The sequence below is a fragment of the Arthrobacter sp. 10N418 genome, from assembly GCF_056394725.1.
Genome location: NZ_JBFTIK010000001.1, coordinates 207,141 through 223,348 on the forward strand (window position 1 = coordinate 207,141; position 16,208 = coordinate 223,348).

Here is a 16,208-nt window from a genome sequence, read left to right on the forward strand (position 1 = left end):
CCGAAAGTTGGACTGAAAATTCAGTTCTGACTTACGGGGAGCAGTTTATGTTTAAGGGAAGTTCGTTGTCTGAGGAGCAGCGCGAGGCTGCGGTGGCGCTGTTTGCGATCGGTTGGGGCTCCAGGGCTGTAGCAACAAAGCTTGGGGTGGGTAGGAAAGCTGTCCTCCGGTTGCACGACAGATGGCGCGTTCGTGGAGATACTGCTCTCGTGACCAAACCAGTGAAGCGGGCGTATTCGTTCGAGTTCAAGCTCAACGCTGTGCAGCGATATATTGCCGGCGAGACCAGGGTGTTCTGGCGAAGGAGCTCGAGCTGTCGTCGCCACACCTGATAGCGGTGTGGGCGGGGCAGTACCGGGCCCAAGGCGAGGAAGGCCTCCGCCCGAAGCCGAAAGGCCGGCCGAGGACAAAACCAGAAGCTCCCGCGCAGCCGGAACCGGAGCTGCAGCGGCTGCGGCGTGAAAACGAACGCCTGCGCGCAGAGGTCGCCTTCCTGGGAAAAGTAAACGCCTTGAGGGACGGGGAACAGCGCTAAAGGTTCGCGCTGTCATCGCTCTCAAGGCTAAGCACCGGTTGGAAGTTCTCCTGGACGTGGCCGGGTTGGCCCGGTCCACGTTCTTCTTCTATCACCAGTCCCGCCTCCAAGGCCCCGATCCACGGGCGTCCCTGAAGGCCGCGATTACAGAGATTTTCAAGAAGAACCATGGCCGGTACGGGCACCGCCGCATCCATATCGAGCTGCTGGAGCAAGGATGGACGGTCGCCCAGAAGACCGTTCTGAAGCTGATGCGTTCACTGCGCCTCGTCTGCAAGGTCCGAAGCAGGAAGCGATACAACTCCTACCAGGGCGAGCAGGGCGTTGTGGCACCGAACCTGCTGAAACGCCAGTTCGAAGCCGACGCCCCAGATCAGAAATGGGTCACCGATGTGACCGAGTTCAGCGTCGGTGACCGGAAGCTCTACCTCTCACCGATCATGGACCTTTTCGACCGGCAGATCATCTCCTACGCCATTGGCACCTCGCCCAATCTGGAGCTGGCCAACGCCTCACTGCGCGGCGCCCTGCCCACGCTGGAGGACGGGCAGAAAGCACTCGTGCACTCCGACCAAGGATTCCAGTACCAGCACGCCTCGTGGCGCACACTCCTGACGAACGCCGGCGCGGTCCAGTCGATGTCCCGCAAAGCCAACTGCTACGACAACGCCGTCATAGAAAACTTCTTCGGACACCTCAAGGAAGAGCTTTTCCACCGGGTCCAGTTCCTCAGCACCGACGCACTTGCAACAGGGCTGCACGAATACATCCGCTGGTACAACACCGAAAGAATCTCCACAACACTAAACGGCCTAAGCCCGGTGCAATACCGCGCTCAGACACTCGCGGCCTAGGATCCGTTTTCAGCGGCACAGCTTTTTCGAGGACTGCTTCGACGTTAGACGCCCACCCCCTTGGCTCTTGTCTTCCGCAAGAGGACTATTGACCTCGCCGTTAGGCTCAGGGCATGGGCGCTAGGCGTAGGAAGTGGCCGACCAAAGGCCAAGCTTTGACTATGGGGACCTTGCGTTGTTGTGGTTAGCCAACAACGCGTATGCCGTGTTGGCGGAGGGCCGCCCTGCAACAGGGTTCTACTGGGGCATGCAGGCCCTGAACCTCGCTGTCTTGGCCGTGTGCTTGTGGTTGTACACACGAGCCGCAAAGAGGCCAGAAGACACACGATAATGTCAGCCGTCAGGTGTCACCGCGGGGCGATAGCGGGCACGTTTCCAACCTTTGGGGTGTCGGTTAGGGTTGGGCCATGACGCGCAGCGGATACCGCAACTTTTGGTTGCGGATGACGGACTCCATGGGCTTGACCGAGCCCGGAAAAAAGCCTGCAATGCCTAGGCCAGGTGTCCTTCTGTTCCAAGTCATCCTGTGGTCTGCGTTTGCTCTGATCTCGCTCATGATGGCCATTCGAACGCAGGGTGAAATTCAGGTCATGAACGTAGTCCTGGTTGTGATCTCACTCGCGTTGACCGTGGCCAATCTCGTCAGGTTGCGTCAGTCCAAGAAGGGGGCTGCCACATCAAAGGCGGACTGAAAAGACACACGATAATGTCGGCCGTCACCCGTTCTCATTTCGGGGTTTGAACATGTAGGCGAGTCGCAGCATGGCCGCGTATGCCGCCAGCATCGACAGAACCGAGATGCCGATGACGACATACATTGCGACACCTTGGACTTCTCCTAGCGGATGGCCGAAAAGCCAGGAACTTAAGGTAGCCACTATTACGCCAACCGGGAGCATGACCACTATGCCCGCGACGAGTAGCACACGGTAACGGACGATGCTTCGACGGGCCGGGGAACGCATCACTGTTGGGTGGTGCTGGTCGTGGGCTTCATTGGCTGAGGATAAATGATTTGAAGATCAATTTGGAGTGCACACGATAATGTCAGTCAGCACCCCTGCCGACAAGCGGCGGGCGAAGGGGCCGGGCATGCTCCAACGCAAAGGAGGCTCCACCCCCACTTGGGACGGAGCCTTCTGCGAAGAGCCGATCATCGGCCGCTAAAGTGTAGACACCGCGTCTTTGCGAGTCCAACTTTCGGGGACCAGTTCACCCGCCATTGGGCCCTTCTTCATGTCAGCCTGCCGGGCCCCGTCTTGAGGCCGGGGGGCTGGGCGCGGACAGGAGTTGGGCACGGACGGTGGCCGGGCTATCCTACGCCAAGTTCAGCCCTTTGCCCGGCGGCCTCGAACTCGATGGCCGGGACGGAGCCTGCGCGCACCGGGATGCCCAGTGCGCGGTAGTCCCAGCCGGCAGCCTGATAACGGTCGGCATCGAGGGCATGCCGTCCGTCCACGATGAACCTGGTTTTCACGAGTTCACCGAGACGGACGGGATCCGCGTTCCGGAACTCGTCCCACTCGGTGAGCAGGACCACCACTTCGGCTCCCGTGACGGCGTCATCGAGTGACGTGGCGTAGTTGAGGTCCGGGTAGCCGCGGCGGGCGTTCGCCATGGCTGCCGGATCATAGACAGTCACGACAGCCCCGGCTTCGTGGAGCATGCGTGCCACGTCGAGGGCCGGCGCGTCCCGGACGTCGTCCGAGTTCGGCTTGAAGGCGGCGCCAAGAGCTGCCACCCGTGCTCCCTGCAGTTGACCGCCGACCAGTTCGCAGACGAGGTCGACCGCGCGCTGGCGCCTCCGCTGGTTGATGGCGTCAACGTGGCGCAGGAACGAGACAGCTTGCCCCACGCCCAGCGTTTCTGCCCGATGGGCGAACGCCCGGATGTCCTTGGGCAGGCATCCGCCGCCGAACCCCAGACCCGGCTTCAGGAATCTCCCGCCGATCCGGCTGTCGTAGGAGAGGGCCTGGGCCAGGTGGCTGACATCCGCGTCGGTTGCCTCGCAGACTTCCGCCATCGCGTTGATGTAAGAGATCTTGGTGGCCAGGAAGGAGTTTGCGGCGACCTTGACCAGCTCCGCTGTGGCGAGGTCGGTGGATACCACCGGGGTTCCTGCCTCGATGATGGAGGTATAGCAGGCGGCCAGCTGGGCGCGCGCCCAGTCCGATTCCGCGCCCAAGACCAGCCGGTCGGGTTCGAGGGTGTCCTTGATGGCGAAGCCCTCGCGCAGGAATTCGGGGTTCCAGGCCAGTTCCACGATGTTCCCGGCCGGTGCTGCGGCGTGAACGAGCCTGGTCAGCCGCTCCGCGGTCCCCATCGGCACCGTGGACTTCCCGACTATGAGGCACTTGCGGGTCAGCTCCCGGGCCAGGGTGGTGACGGCAGCGTCCACGTAGCTCAGGTCCGCGGCGTCTGAGCCCTTCGACTGCGGGGTTCCGACGCAGATGAAGTGGACGTCCCCGTGTGCGGCGGCCAGAGCCACATCCGTGGTGAACCGGAGCTTGCCGGAGGCCAGGGCTTCCTGCATTCTCTCTTCGAGGCCCGGCTCGTAAATAGGCAAGATGCCGGCTGCGAGCTGGTCGATCTTGGCCTGGTCGACGTCCAGGCCGACGACGTCGTAGCCGAGCAGTGCCATGCAGACGGCGTGGGTGGCACCGAGGTAACCGGTGCCGATGACGGTGATGCTCGGGTGATCGACAATGGCCGGGGCGGTCGCCGTCGCGGGATTCTGGGGCACAGTTGCCACGGAACCGGAACCGGAACCGGAACCGGAACCGGAAATGAGCGGTGATGGGCCCCGGAAAATAGGCATATGTTTTGAATCCCCCTTGAATGGCGGCAGCTCTGAGCAGCTTCGCCGCGACCTTCAAAACATATTTGTGCCACCCACGACCGCGCCCGAATAGGGGCTACTGCAATTGTTAGGCGCTGCACAAGTGATTCCCCTTGATGCCCCCGGAAATCACTGCGTGGGGAGAGGAAGCCCACTTGTTTCTTAGGGCAACTACCTGGGTGCTGTCCCTGCACCATCCGCGCGGCGCCTCATCGGAGCATTTGCAGCCGACTAGAACGGGTACGGTGCGATATCCGGCCTGACGGTGAGCCATTGGATTTCCGTGAAGGATTCCATATTGGCGTGGTGCCCGCCGATCCGTGAGCCGTTGCCGGAGCTCTTGACGCCGCCGAAGGGCGAGTTCGCCTCGTCGGAGACTGTCTGTTCGTTGATGTGGACCTTGCCGGAGTCGAGCTGGTCGGCGATCGTCATGGCCATGCCGACATCGCCGAGGATGCCGATGGAGAGCCCGTATTCGTTGTCATTTGCCAGGGCAACTGCCTCCTCGATGGTGGAGAACTTCATCACCGGCGCCACAGGGCCGAAGATCTCGTCTTTCCACGCCGGGCTGGCGGGATCGAGGTCGGCGAGCACGGTCGGCCGGTAGAACCGTCCGTCGTGGGTGCCGCCGGCCGCAAGCCGGGCGCCGCCCTGCAGCGCATCCTGGACGATCGAGTCCACCCGGTGGAGCTGCTTGTCGTCAATGACGGGACCCAGCGCCACGGTGCCGCTCTTGGGGTCGCCCACGGGAAGATGTTCCGCCTTCTCCGCAAGGGCGCTGACGAAGTCCTCGTAGATGTCCTCGTGGACGATGTGCCGGCCGGAGGCCATGCAGATCTGCCCCTGGTGCATGAAGGATCCGAAGGCCGCCGCGGACACGGCCTGTGGAAGGTCGACGCCGGGCAGCACGATGATCGCGTTGTTGCCGCCCAGTTCCAAGTGGGCCCGCTTGAGCAGGCGGCCGGCCGCCTCGCCCACCTTCCGGCCCGCCGCCGTCGAACCTGTGAAGGCGATAACGCTGACCTCGGGTGCCTCGACGACGGCCGCGCCGATTTCCGCGCCGCCTGGCAGCAGGGACAGGACGCCGGGCGGCAGCCCGGCCTCCTCGAAGACGCGCATCAGCGTCACGCTGCCGCAGACCGCCGTGCGGGGATCGGGTTTGAGGAGCACGCCGTTGCCCAGCGCCAAGGCGGGCGCGACGGCGCGGATGGAGAGGATCAGGGGGAAGTTGAACGGCGCGATGACGGAAACGACGCCGGCCGGCCGCCGGCGGGCGAAGGACCACCGGTTCTCGTTCGAGGTCAGTACGTCCCCGGCCGGCAGCGAGGGCAGGGCGGAGGCGTCGAAGCATTCGTTGGCGGCGATATGCGTCTCGAGGGCCGCCTTTGGCGGGATGCCGCCGGACTCGCGGACGATCCAGTCCTGGATTTCCGCGGCGTGCTCCTCCCAGAGCCGCCCGGCCCGGCGCAGCACGGCGGCTCGGTCTTCGGGATTGCGCCGGGCCCATTCCTTCTGCGCGGCCGCCGCGGTGGTGGCCGCCTCGAGGACGTCGTCCACGGAGGCCACGCCGTAGTGCCCGAGGGTTTCGCCGGTGGCCGGTTCGACGGCGTCACCGGTCCCGCCGCCGCCGGCGCGCCAGCCGTTGAGGTAGATCTTGCCCTCCCAGAGGGAAGAGTCGAGCAGGGACATGCGGTGTCCTTTCATCGTGGGATTTCGCTCCTCGTCGGCCTGCCGATCGAGGAGCGGCTGTAGCCTGCGTCCATGACATGCTCTCGGGGCGCCGCCGTCAAGGGGCCGATGCCCTGTGCCTGGGATTATGGTCTGATGCCAGGGCTCGCGTGGTGGGGGGACTGCCAGGAACCCGGGGACGTTGGACCCTACCTTTTCCCTGCCAAGGGCGGACACACTGGACCATGGCCAAGATTTTCATCCCCTATGGGACCGTCGAAGGACAGACAGCGCAGATCGCGGATTACGTCGCCGAGGTGATCAGGGCCCACGGGCACCAGGCCGACACGGCGGACCTCAAGCACACGGACGACTCGCTGCCGGGCGGTTACGACGGTGTGATTGTGGGCGCCTCCGTGCATGTCGGCAAGCACGAGGTGTACGTCCGTGACTTTGTCCTGAGGAACCGCGCCGAGCTGGAGCGGCTCCCGTCCGCCCTCATCTCGGTCAGCCTGGCCGCACACGGCGACCAGGAGAACGCCGAGAGCTTCGTGGAGAAGTTCGAGGAAGAAACCGGCTGGCGACCTGCCCACGTGGGGCTGTTCAGCGGCGCACTGCTTTACACCCACTACGGGTTCCTCAAGAAGCACCTGATGAAGAAGATCGCCAGTGACAAGGGAAGTACCGATACGGACACCTCCCGCGACTACGTCTACACCGAGTGGGACGGCGTGAAACGGTTCACGGAGGACTTCCTTGCGGGACTGTCCACTACGCCGTAGCAGGGCAAGCCGAGCTGGGACACGCCGGTCTAGGACGCCGCATACGGCGGAACTGCGTCTCCCGGGGCGAAGGGCTTGAACCAGTTCTCAACGCCCAGCCGCCCGGCGTCGCCGTTGCCGTCGCCGGAGTACAGCGCTTCGCTGTCAGCGTCCTCCAAGAGGACTTCCTCCACCTGTGGCCGCCAGCCGTCCGGGAGATCCAGTTCGTAGATGTCCTCGGTGATTTCGGCCTGATCGAGTAGGCACCGGACGGCGAGCTCGGCTGCAAGGCACCCCGGGGCGGTCCAGCCCCGGACCAGGGACGCCGTGACGTCTGCTGCGACCACGATGAACTTCTGCGTGAATTTCACGTCGTAGCTGGCGGCGAAAAGCGGTGGCAGCGAGGACAGGACCGCGGACCCGGCAATGTCGATCGGGGTCACGAGATCCAGCCTGCTCAGCGAGCCAAGATCACGGAAAAGCTGGTCGATGAGGATGCTCGAGGAGTTCCACAGCAGGCCGGCCAGCAGGCGCGCCTGGCGTACGGATTTTTGCCGCTCGGCCGGGTCGACGGCGGCCATCGCCGTCAGGTCCTCGGGGTCAAACTGGAGCCGCTGCTCAGGAGTCATCTCATCCGGATGCGGGTCGAGCCCCAGCAGTTCAAGGCCCAGCCCGGTGAGCTTCCCGGCGTCAGCAAGCAGTTCTTCGGTGATGTCGTCGTCGTCAGCACTCATGGCCCCGATGCTACCGGCCATTCGATCCGGGCCCGATTTCCGTTACGTCGCGGGCCTCCTCGGATCCGTCGGCCCCTGCAGCACTGCGGCGTTCCATCCGCGCCGCGAGCAGAAAGATGACACCCGTGATCAACGGGCCGACGACGGCCGCGGCCAGCGCAGGGGAGCGGCGCCCGCAGGCCAGAACCAGGCGAGGGCCGCGGGCATCCGTGCGGCTGCTTAGGGAGTACGACCTCTACCACCGGGCGTGGAGCACATGCATAATGTGGCCATGTGGATCCCCGCGCTATTCCTAATCTTGGTCGTCATCTCGGTACTGGTTTATTACTGGCCGCTCACGCTGACCGGGATCGCCGTTTGGGCACTTGTGGCCTACGCCAAGCGGGCCGCGGCTGACCCGAAGCCGAGCTACCCCCGGAAGTCCGTCCAGATCCGGCCCGTGGCCAAGCCCGTCCAGACTCGTTCTAAGCCCACTCCTGTCCAGTCCCGGCCTGAGCCCAAGCCTGCCCGCGGGATGCGCGCCCCCGAATACCTGCCTCGATGGACTGCGAACCGCAGGCTGGACGCAGGCCGCGAGCATGCCCAATGGCAAACGAAGTTCGACAATGCGGTGCAGTAGGACCCCGCCGGGCCCCGGGTCCACCAAGGGGTACCGCGGCCGCGACGGTGTCCGGCGGAAAAGGCTATTGCGCCTCCGGGGCCGGGAACCCGGGACCGATCCAGCGGTGGCTTGGGGTGGCCGAAGCCGGCCGGCTCTACGGACGGTTAAACTCCTGCTGCCACCGTGCCTTATCCCACCTCTCGTGCAGCTTTCGGTCCATGGTCCATTTACTCTCCCACGTGTCGAAGCTGGCCTTGAAGGTGGGCACATAGTACTTGGAGTCCTTGTGGCGGGTTCTCTTCTTGAGCCTCAGCAAGAGCCCGAGCAGGGTCCATAGCGCGATGAGAATTACGACCAGGAAGAATATCGTCTCCACGGGCAACCAGTCCTCGAAGGGATTTAATGCCCCTATTTTAATCCCGCAAGCGCCGGATAACGAAGCGTGCTGCTTCCCACCGGGTGTGCGCCGTCGTAGCGCAAACACGAACACGACGATACGTTCCTTCGAACAACACCGAAACGGGCATTCGTCAAGGCCGCCTCATGGCGGGGCGTCATATGCCGTCATTTAGGGTCTCCATCCGGGGCGGGATCTTGCTATCGTCGCTAGGAGACTGCCGCCACGCGGCCCAGCTGGCGAGCCCTTTCCGGCTCCTCGACGAAGGACCATCATGAAGCGCACACGACTTTCCGTAATCGGCCTCATCGCAGCTGCAGGACTTGCCTTAGCCGGCTGCGGGCAGGCGTCCACCACTCCTTCAGGTTCCGCGCCGGCGGGCGGCGCGGACACGTCTTTGAGTGACGTGAAGAGCGCAGGCGTGCTCAAGGTCGGCACGGAAGGCACGTACAAGCCCTTCTCGTTCCATGCCAACGGCAGCGGCGAACTGACGGGATACGACGTCGAGATCATCACCGCCGTCGCCGGTAAGCTCGGCGTCAAGCCGTCCTTCCAGGAAACCCAGTTCGACGCCATCTTCGCCGGCCTCGAAGCCAAGAGGTTCGACGTCGTCGCCAACCAGGTGTCCATCACGGACGAACGCAAGGCGAAATACGATTTCTCCACCCCGTACACCGTGAGCACGGGCGTCATTGTCACCAAGTCCGACAACAACAGCATCAACTCTTTCGACAGCCTCAAGGGCAAGACGACGGCGCAGTCGCTGACGAGCAACTGGTACAAGCTGGCGCAGCAGAGCGGCGCCAACGTGCAGGCGGTTGAAGGCTGGGCGCAGGCGATCACGCTGCTCAAGCAGGGACGCGTCGACGCGACCATCAACGACAAGCTCACTTACCTGGACCAGCAGAAGACCGCGCACGATGACAGCATCAAGATTGCCGCAGAGACCACGGACAAGTCGCTGAGCGCCTTCGCGCTCCGCAAGGGCTCAACCAGCCTGGGCGACGCCGTCAACAAAGCCCTGACCGAGCTGCAGGCCGACGGCACCCTGACGAAGATTTCGCAGAAGTACTTTGACGCCGACGTCACCAAGTAGCGGGATGGACACCGTCGAAGAACGCTGCGCCAGACCATGACGATCAACTGGGACCTCGTCTGGGGGTCACTGGGACCCATTCTGATGGGCGCGATTACCGGCACCATTCCCGTGGCGCTGGCGTCGTTCGGCCTTGGCCTGCTGCTCGCCCTGCTGGTGGCCCTGATGCGGCTGAGCCGCAATACACTCCTCTCCGCGATTGCGCGGATCTACATTTCGGTTATCCGCGGCACGCCCCTCCTGGTCCAGCTGTTTGTCATCTTCTACGGGCTGCCGTCCATCGGCATCACCATCAGTCCCTGGCCCAGCGCGATCATCGCCTTCTCCCTGAACGTGGGCGGCTACGCCGCGGAGGTCATCCGGGCGGCCATCCTGTCCGTGCCGAAGGGCCAGTGGGAAGCCGGACACACCATCGGCATGTCGCGCCGCCAGTCACTGGTGCGGATCATCCTGCCGCAGGCCGCCCGGGTCTCGGTCCCGCCCCTGTCCAACACCTTCATCAGCCTGGTCAAGGACACATCGCTGGCTTCGCTGATCCTCGTTACCGAACTGTTCCGCCAGGCACAGCAGGTGGCGGCCTTCAGCCAGGAATTCATGCTGCTGTACCTGGAAGCAGCCGTCATCTACTGGATCATCTGCCTGGTCCTCGCCAGCGGACAGTCCGTCCTTGAGAAGAGATTGGACCGCTATGTCGCCCACTGATTCCGATCTCCCGGACGCACCGCTGCTGACCGTCCGCGGACTCCGCAAGGCCTTTGGTCGGCATGAAGTGCTCAAATCCATCGACGTGGACGTCCGCCGCGGCGAAGTGGTCACCCTGATCGGGCCGTCCGGTTCAGGCAAGACGACGGTCCTGCGGTGCCTCAACGGACTCGAAGTTCCCGACGCCGGCATCGTGGCGTTCGCCGGCGATCTAACGGTCGACTTTTCCACGCCGGTGCCGAAGAAACAGCTGGCTGCCATGCGGGACCGCAGCGCCATGGTGTTCCAGCACTACAACCTCTTTCCGCACAAGACCGCCCTGGAAAACGTCATCGAAGGCCCGGTCCAGGTGCAGAAGCGGCCCAAGGCCGAAGCCGTGCAGGAGGCCAGGGAACTGCTGGCCCGCGTCGGGCTGGCGGACAAGGAGGACAGCTATCCCTTCGAGCTCTCCGGCGGCCAGCAGCAGCGCGTCGGCATCGTGCGCGCGCTGGCCCTGCGCCCGCAGCTCCTGCTATTTGACGAGCCGACGTCGGCGTTGGACCCGGAGCTTGTGGGCGACGTCCTGACGGTCATCAAGGAGCTGGCAGACGAAGGCTGGACCATGGTGGTGGTCACCCATGAGCTCGCATTCGCCCGCGAGGTCGCCGATGAAGTGATCTTCATGGACGGCGGGGTCGTCGTCGAACGCGGCCACCCGGACACTGTGCTGCGCGACCCGCGGGAAGAACGCACGCGCCAGTTCGTGGACCGGCTGCTGAATCCGTTCTAAAGCAGGTCCTTTTCCCAGGCAGCCGCCCCCTGGAAGTGCTGCTCGATGATGCCCCGGATGTCGTCGTGGCACCCGCCGCAGCCAGTGCCGGCGCGGGTGGCGCCGGACACCTCGGCGACTGTCCCGCACGCGCCGGAGATGACTGCGTCCTGGATCTTCGTCCCGCTGACACCGGCGCACCGGCACACGGTGCGCTCGGGGTCGGCGGCACCGGGGGCGGAGAGCTGGTCCGGCCCGTCCAGGCGCAGGAGCAGGGACCGGTCAGCGGGGAGCTCGGCGCCGCGTTCGAAGAGCTGCACCAGCTCGGCGGACGTGCGGGGCATCCCTACCGCCACCAGGGCCTCGAGCACCCCGCTGCGGGTTGTCATCTTCACGTAGCGGCCGTGCTCGGGATCGGCCCACTGGGCGATCTGCAGGCGCGGCCGCCCGTTCACGGCCCCCGCCGTCAGGGCCTCCTCGTCCCACAGCTCGGCTGAAACATCCCCGGCCACGGCCATGTTCATGCCGCGGGCCTTCAACACGATCACGCCGGGCTTTTCCGGCGGCAGCGCCGCCAACGCGTCCGCTTCCGCCTCAGCGCCGGACGCCAGAAGGAAAAGGTACTCCGCGAGCCACTCGGCCTGCCGCCAGCCCGGACCCACCAGCCCGGACGGTCCCCGGGCGGTGCGGCACGCCAGGCAGCCAGGGTCAGGGCAGCGGACCTCGGCGCAGTCGCCGATCGCGAAAATATGGGGTTCGTGATGGGCGCGGAGCTTGTGGTCCACCAGGATGCCGGCGCCGGTCGAGAGTCCGCAGCCCTCCGCCAGTTCGGTCCGCGGCCGGACGCCGCAGGAGAGCACCAGGAGGTCGCCGTCAATCGCGGAACCGTCATCGAGCAGCAGCGCCGAGAACCCGCCGTCGGGGGCGTCGTGCTCCACGCCGGTGGAGCGGGCATTCCCGGCCACGCGCACGCCGCAGTTCCGCAGGCTCGCCGCCAGGACGGCGCCGCCACCGCGGTCGATGTTCCGGCCGAGGGGATGCGGGCCGTTGTGCACAACGGTGACGGTGGCGCCCTCCTCGGCAGCGGCCAAGGCGGTCTCCAGGCCCAGCACGCCGCCGCCGAGGACCACGACGCGCTTGCCGCCGGCCACGGCTTCCCGAAGGACGGAGGCGTCACGGAGGTCGCGCAGCGCCGTCACTCCCGGCGGCAGCACCGGCGCAGCCGGGTCCGGGTTGAGCCCGGTGAGGTTGGGGATGACCGGGCGGGAACCGGTGGCGAACACCAGCCGGTCATAACCGGGGGAGGCCCCGTCGGTGAGGACCACCTGCTGGCGGGCGCGGTCCACCCGGCGGACCCGGACGCCCAACCGGACGTCGACGCCGTCGGCCACCAGTGCGGCGGCGTCCGCGAGGGCCAGGGCGTCCGGCGTCGTCCGGCCGACGCCGAGATCGGCCACCAGGACGCGGTTGTACGCCGCCTCGGACTCCTCGCCGACGACTGTCAGGTGGACCAGTCCGCTGCGCACGGCCGGCAGCAGCTCGTCAATCAGCCTCGCGGCGACGGGCCCGAAGCCCACCACCACAATCCGCTCAGTCATGAGGCCTCCTCGGCTTGAAGAACACGGGATTCAGGAACTCGGGTCTTGGGGACAGTGCCCGCCGGACGGATCCACACCGTGCTGGTTTTGAACTCCGGCATCCCGGAAATGGGGTCCGTGGCCGGTTCCGTGAGCCGGTTGGCGCTCTCCAGCTCCGGGAAGTGGAACGGCAGGAAGACCGTTTCGGGGCGGATGTCCGTGCTCAGCTCGGCGCGGCACCTGACTTCGCCGCGGTCGTTGCCGATAGAGACGAAGTCGCCGTCGGCAATGCCCTGCGCCGCGGCCGCCGCGGGGTGCAGCTGCAGCCGGGCCTCGGGCTGGGCCGCCATGAGCGGGGCAACCCGGCGGGTCTGGGCGCCGGACTGGTAATGCTCCATGAGCCGCCCGGTGATGAGGGTTATCTGCCGGCCGCCGCGGTCCCCGGCGCCCGCGGCCGCAGGGGCGGAGGAGGCCCGACGGCGGGGCGAGACTGCCGAGAAGACCGCGCGTCCGTCGGCGTGGGCGAAGGCGGCCAGGAACAGCCGCGGAGTGCCGGTGCTCCCCGCGGGGTAGGGCCAGTACGCGGCCTCGCCGCGGTCCAGCAGGGCGTAGTCGATCCCGGAGTAATCAGCCAGTCCGCCGGAGGAGGCGAGCCGGAGCTCCTCAAAGACAGTTTCCGGGTCCTCGCTGAAGGTGGAGGGCGCGTGCAGCGCCTCGGCCAGCCGGGTCATGATCCACAGCTCACTCCGGACGCCGGGCGGGGGAGCCAGGGCCCGGCGGCGTCGGAGCACGCGACCCTCAAGGTTGGTCAGAGTACCTTCCTCCTCGGCCCACTGGGTGACCGGCAGTATCAGGTCGGCTTCCGCGGCGGTCTCGGACAGGAAGAAGTCGCAGACCACCAGGAAATCCAGGCTGCGGAGGCCTTTGATGACGGCGTTGGCGTCCGGGGCGGAGACCGCCACGTTGGCGCCGTGCACGAAGAGGCAGCGGACGCCGTCGGGCTGTCCCAGGGACTGGAGGAGTTCGACGGCGGGGACTCCGGGTCCGGGGATCAGCGCCTCCGGGACGCCCCAGACCTTCGCCATGTGGGCGCGGGCGGCGGGATCGGTGATCTTGCGGTAGCCGGGCAGCTGGTCGGCCTTCTGGCCGTGTTCGCGGCCGCCCTGGCCGTTGCCCTGGCCGGTGAGGGTGCCGTAGCCGCTGCGGGCGGACCCCGGCAGGCCCAGCAGGAGTGCAAGGTTGATGGCGGCCGTGGCGGTGTCCGTGCCGTCCACGTGCTGTTCGACGCCGCGGCCGGTCAGGATGTAGCTGCCGCCCTGCCGTGCGCCGTCGGCCAGCCGGCGGGCGGTGTCCCGGATGAGTCCGGCAGGGACGCCGGTGAGGGACTGGACGCGCTCGGGCCAGTAGGAGGCGACGCTGCGGGCGAGGGCCTCGTAGCCGGTGGTGCGGGCCGCGATGTAGTCAGTATCTGCCAGGCCTTCGTGGATCACCACGTGGGCCAGGCCCAGGAGGAGGGCGAGGTCGGTGCCGGGCAGCGGCTGCAGGTGCAGCCCGCCGCCGTCGGAGGTGAACGCGGCGGTGGCTGAGCGGCGGGGGTCCACCACGATGAGGCCGCCGGCGTCCCGTGCGCCCTGCAGGTGCTGCACGAACGGCGGCATGGTCTCGGCGACGTTGGAGCCGAGCATCAGGATGGTGCTTGCGGCGTCGAGGTCCGCCAGCGGGAACGGCAGGCCCCGGTCCAGGCCGAAGGCGCGCATCCCTGCCGCGGCGGCCGAGGACATGCAGAACCGTCCGTTGTAGTCGATCCGGGAAGTGCCGAGGGCCAGCCGGGCGAATTTGCCCAGCTGGTAGGCCTTCTCGTTGGTCAGCCCGCCGCCGCCGAACACGCCGACGGCGTCCGCGCCGTGGATGTCGCGTGTCTGCTTCACTGCGGAGGCGGCAAGCATGAGGGCCTCGTCCCAGCTGACCGGGCGGTGCACGCCGTCGGGGCCCTTGAGCAGGGGCTCCGTGACCCGTCCGGGATGGTTCAGCAGCGACGCCGACGTCCAGCCCTTGCGGCACAGGCCGCCGCGGTTGGTGGGGAAGTCGCGTCCGCTGACATCCACGAGTGGCGCGTCCCCGGACCGTGCTGCAGGCACGGGCGCTGGCCCCGGCTGGTCAGCCGGGGCCAGCGCCGCCGGGGCACTCAGCGTCATGGCGCACTGCAGGGCGCAGTAGGGGCAGTGCGTGTCGGCGCCGTTGGTCATGTTAGACGTGTCCCATCGCATTTCGGTTGGCATTGCGGATGTAGCAGAACCAGCAGACGGCGAGCATCAGGACGTACGCCCCGACGAAGCCGTAGAAGGCCGGTGTGTACGAGCCGCTGGCGGTGTTGGAGGCGTTCAGCACCTGGGGGATCACGAACCCGCCGTAGGCGCCGATCGCCGAGACGAGGCCCAGTGCGGAGGACGCCAGGCGCTGGGTGGCCACGGTGCTGGCGCCGGAGCGTGCTGCCCGGCTGGACGTGGCGAAGATGACCGGGATCATCCGGTACGTGGCACCGTTTCCGAAGCCGCTGGCGGTGAAGAGAATCAGGAACAGGCCCAGGAAGAGCCAGAAGTTCTTCAGCGGCAGGGTCCAGATCATGGCCAGGGTGATGACCGCCATCGCGGCGAAGGCGGCCACGGTCATCCGGGCGCCGCCCATCCGGTCCGCCATGCGTCCGCCGTAGGGGCGGGCCAGGGAACCGACCAGCGGGCCGAGGAAGGCCAGGGACAGCGCCACCGTGCCGACGCCGATCGAGGAGAAGGCGGGGAAGTAGTCCTTGATGAGTTTGGGGAAGACGCCGGCGAAGCCGATGAACGACCCGAACGTGCCGATGTACAGCAGCGCCATGATCCACAGGTGCGGTTCTTTCAGGGCGGCGAGCGAACCGGCAACATCGTCCTTGGCGCTGGTGAGGTTGTCCATGTACTTGTACGCGCCAAACGCGGCGAGCAGGATCAGCGGGACCCACATCAGGCCCGCAACGGGCAGGTTCACCGTGCCGGCGGCCAGCACGGTGACGGCGATGGGAACGGCCAGCTGCGCGACGGCGGCACCCAGGTTGCCGCCCGCGGCGTTCAGACCCAGCGCCCAGCCCTTTTCACGGGCGGGATAGAAGAAGGTGATGTTGGCCATGGAGCTGGCGAAGTTGCCGCCGCCGAACCCTGCGAGGGCCGCGACCAGCAACATGACACCGAACGGGGTGGCCGGGTTGGAGACGCAAACAGCCAGCCCGGTGGTCGGGATCAGCAGCAGGAGGGCGGAGACGATGGTCCAGTTGCGGCCGCCGAAACGCGGAACCATGAAGGTGTAGGGAATGCGGAGCGTGGCGCCCACGAGGCTGGGCATGGAGATCAGCCAGAAGATCTCATTGGTGGAGATCTTGAATCCTGCGCCGGGCAGCTGGACCACCACAATCGACCAGAGCTGCCAGACCACGAAGCCCAGGAATTCGGCAAAGATAGACCAGTTCAGGTTGCGCCGGGCGATGGCACGGCCGGCCGACTCCCACTGCTGTTTGTTCTCTGCATCCCAGTTGGCGATCCAGCGGCCGGGCCGGTGGTCAAGGGTAAGGGTGTCGGCAGTGCGGGCGGCGCCGGCATCTGCGGTGCCGATTTCGGCGGTGCGTTCAGCAGTCACTTAGGAGACCTCCTTGGGGGGTGTTGTCCTTCC

Annotated in this window: 15 protein-coding genes and 1 pseudogene; 9 read left to right on the forward strand and 7 right to left on the reverse strand. The window is 66.2% G+C overall.

Annotated features, from left to right (window positions below; translation table 11 throughout):
* The first annotated feature begins 47 nt into the window (after positions 1-47).
* From AC1DCZ_RS00880 to AC1DCZ_RS00895, 4 genes and pseudogenes are all read left to right on the forward strand, one after another.
* Positions 48-332: a helix-turn-helix domain-containing protein gene (locus AC1DCZ_RS00880; protein WP_476972979.1), complete on the forward strand. Its 285-nt coding sequence runs from the start codon at positions 48-50 to the stop codon at positions 330-332.
* Positions 296-535, forward strand: a complete 240-nt coding sequence (locus AC1DCZ_RS00885; RefSeq protein WP_476973078.1) for a helix-turn-helix domain-containing protein — start codon at positions 296-298, stop codon at positions 533-535. The genes AC1DCZ_RS00880 and AC1DCZ_RS00885 overlap by 37 nt, the downstream gene beginning before the upstream one ends.
* Positions 529-1,389 (forward strand): annotated as a pseudogene (locus AC1DCZ_RS00890) (IS3 family transposase); the annotation flags it as partial. The gene AC1DCZ_RS00885 and the pseudogene AC1DCZ_RS00890, both read left to right, overlap by 7 nt.
* 407 nt (positions 1,390-1,796) lie before the next feature.
* Positions 1,797-2,081: a hypothetical protein gene (locus AC1DCZ_RS00895; protein ID WP_476972980.1), complete on the forward strand. Its 285-nt coding sequence runs from the start codon at positions 1,797-1,799 to the stop codon at positions 2,079-2,081.
* 620 nt (positions 2,082-2,701) lie between these two features.
* On the opposite strand, the gene AC1DCZ_RS00900 is transcribed toward AC1DCZ_RS00895, so the two are convergent.
* Positions 2,702-4,132, reverse strand: coding sequence for a UDP-glucose dehydrogenase family protein (locus AC1DCZ_RS00900; RefSeq protein WP_476972981.1), 1,431 nt, complete (start codon positions 4,130-4,132; stop codon positions 2,702-2,704).
* Between the two features lie 327 nt (positions 4,133-4,459).
* A complete protein-coding gene (locus AC1DCZ_RS00905) occupies positions 4,460-5,917 on the reverse strand; it encodes a benzaldehyde dehydrogenase (RefSeq protein ID WP_476972982.1) in 1,458 nt (485 codons plus the stop codon).
* A 224-nt stretch (positions 5,918-6,141) separates the two neighbouring features.
* Between AC1DCZ_RS00905 and AC1DCZ_RS00910 the strand changes: the two genes are divergently transcribed.
* Entirely contained in the window at positions 6,142-6,678 is a 537-nt protein-coding gene (locus tag AC1DCZ_RS00910) for a flavodoxin domain-containing protein (protein WP_476972983.1), read from the forward strand.
* A 29-nt stretch (positions 6,679-6,707) separates the two neighbouring features.
* Here AC1DCZ_RS00910 and AC1DCZ_RS00915 read toward each other — a convergent pair whose 3' ends face one another.
* Positions 6,708-7,391 (reverse strand): hypothetical protein, encoded by a 684-nt coding sequence (locus tag AC1DCZ_RS00915; protein ID WP_476972984.1) that lies wholly within the window; start codon positions 7,389-7,391, stop codon positions 6,708-6,710.
* 271 nt (positions 7,392-7,662) lie between these two features.
* On the opposite strand from AC1DCZ_RS00915, the gene AC1DCZ_RS00920 reads away from it, so the two are divergent.
* Positions 7,663-8,010 (forward strand): hypothetical protein, encoded by a 348-nt coding sequence (locus AC1DCZ_RS00920; RefSeq protein ID WP_476972985.1) that lies wholly within the window; start codon positions 7,663-7,665, stop codon positions 8,008-8,010.
* Positions 8,011-8,146: 136 nt separating this feature from the next.
* Here the strand turns inward: AC1DCZ_RS00920 and AC1DCZ_RS00925 are convergent, their stop codons facing one another.
* Positions 8,147-8,368: a hypothetical protein gene (locus AC1DCZ_RS00925; RefSeq protein ID WP_476894955.1), complete on the reverse strand. Its 222-nt coding sequence runs from the start codon at positions 8,366-8,368 to the stop codon at positions 8,147-8,149.
* Positions 8,369-8,663: 295 nt separating this feature from the next.
* On the opposite strand from AC1DCZ_RS00925, the gene AC1DCZ_RS00930 reads away from it, so the two are divergent.
* From AC1DCZ_RS00930 to AC1DCZ_RS00940, 3 genes are read left to right on the forward strand one after another with little or no spacing between them, the layout of a single operon-like run.
* Positions 8,664-9,485, forward strand: a complete 822-nt coding sequence (locus AC1DCZ_RS00930; RefSeq protein WP_476972986.1) for an amino acid ABC transporter substrate-binding protein — start codon at positions 8,664-8,666, stop codon at positions 9,483-9,485.
* Positions 9,486-9,521: 36 nt separating this feature from the next.
* Positions 9,522-10,187, forward strand: coding sequence for an amino acid ABC transporter permease (locus AC1DCZ_RS00935; protein ID WP_476972987.1), 666 nt, complete (start codon positions 9,522-9,524; stop codon positions 10,185-10,187).
* Positions 10,174-10,956 (forward strand): amino acid ABC transporter ATP-binding protein, encoded by a 783-nt coding sequence (locus AC1DCZ_RS00940; protein ID WP_476972988.1) that lies wholly within the window; start codon positions 10,174-10,176, stop codon positions 10,954-10,956. The genes AC1DCZ_RS00935 and AC1DCZ_RS00940 overlap by 14 nt, the downstream gene beginning before the upstream one ends.
* Here AC1DCZ_RS00940 and AC1DCZ_RS00945 read toward each other — a convergent pair.
* The 3 genes from AC1DCZ_RS00945 to AC1DCZ_RS00955 are packed head-to-tail and all read right to left on the reverse strand — an operon-like array spanning position 10,953 to position 16,175.
* Positions 10,953-12,533 (reverse strand): FAD-dependent oxidoreductase, encoded by a 1,581-nt coding sequence (locus tag AC1DCZ_RS00945; RefSeq protein WP_476972989.1) that lies wholly within the window; start codon positions 12,531-12,533, stop codon positions 10,953-10,955. The two genes, AC1DCZ_RS00940 and AC1DCZ_RS00945, sit on opposite strands and share 4 nt — an antisense overlap.
* Entirely contained in the window at positions 12,530-14,758 is a 2,229-nt protein-coding gene (locus AC1DCZ_RS00950) for a molybdopterin oxidoreductase family protein (RefSeq protein WP_476972990.1), read from the reverse strand. The genes AC1DCZ_RS00945 and AC1DCZ_RS00950 overlap by 4 nt, the downstream gene beginning before the upstream one ends.
* A gap of 1 nt (position 14,759) precedes the next feature.
* On the reverse strand, positions 14,760-16,175 hold the full coding sequence (locus AC1DCZ_RS00955) for an MFS transporter (protein WP_476972991.1): 1,416 nt from the start codon (positions 16,173-16,175) through the stop codon (positions 14,760-14,762).
* Positions 16,176-16,208: the final 33 nt, after the last annotated feature.

Excerpts from the sequence above, each read along its gene's own strand:
- AC1DCZ_RS00880 (WP_476972979.1), top strand. The coding sequence starts at position 48 with ATGTTTAAGGGAAGTTCGTTGTCTGAGGAGCAGCGCGAGGCTGCGGTG.
- AC1DCZ_RS00895 (WP_476972980.1), top strand. The coding sequence starts at position 1,797 with ATGACGCGCAGCGGATACCGCAACTTTTGGTTGCGGATGACGGACTCC.
- AC1DCZ_RS00905 (WP_476972982.1), bottom strand. The coding sequence starts at position 5,917 with ATGTCCCTGCTCGACTCTTCCCTCTGGGAGGGCAAGATCTACCTCAAC.
- AC1DCZ_RS00910 (WP_476972983.1), top strand. The coding sequence starts at position 6,142 with ATGGCCAAGATTTTCATCCCCTATGGGACCGTCGAAGGACAGACAGCG.
- AC1DCZ_RS00915 (WP_476972984.1), bottom strand. The coding sequence starts at position 7,391 with ATGAGTGCTGACGACGACGACATCACCGAAGAACTGCTTGCTGACGCC.
- AC1DCZ_RS00920 (WP_476972985.1), top strand. The coding sequence starts at position 7,663 with ATGTGGATCCCCGCGCTATTCCTAATCTTGGTCGTCATCTCGGTACTG.
- AC1DCZ_RS00930 (WP_476972986.1), top strand. The coding sequence starts at position 8,664 with ATGAAGCGCACACGACTTTCCGTAATCGGCCTCATCGCAGCTGCAGGA.
- AC1DCZ_RS00935 (WP_476972987.1), top strand. The coding sequence starts at position 9,522 with ATGACGATCAACTGGGACCTCGTCTGGGGGTCACTGGGACCCATTCTG.
- AC1DCZ_RS00940 (WP_476972988.1), top strand. The coding sequence starts at position 10,174 with ATGTCGCCCACTGATTCCGATCTCCCGGACGCACCGCTGCTGACCGTC.
- AC1DCZ_RS00945 (WP_476972989.1), bottom strand. The coding sequence starts at position 12,533 with ATGACTGAGCGGATTGTGGTGGTGGGCTTCGGGCCCGTCGCCGCGAGG.
- AC1DCZ_RS00950 (WP_476972990.1), bottom strand. The coding sequence starts at position 14,758 with ATGACCAACGGCGCCGACACGCACTGCCCCTACTGCGCCCTGCAGTGC.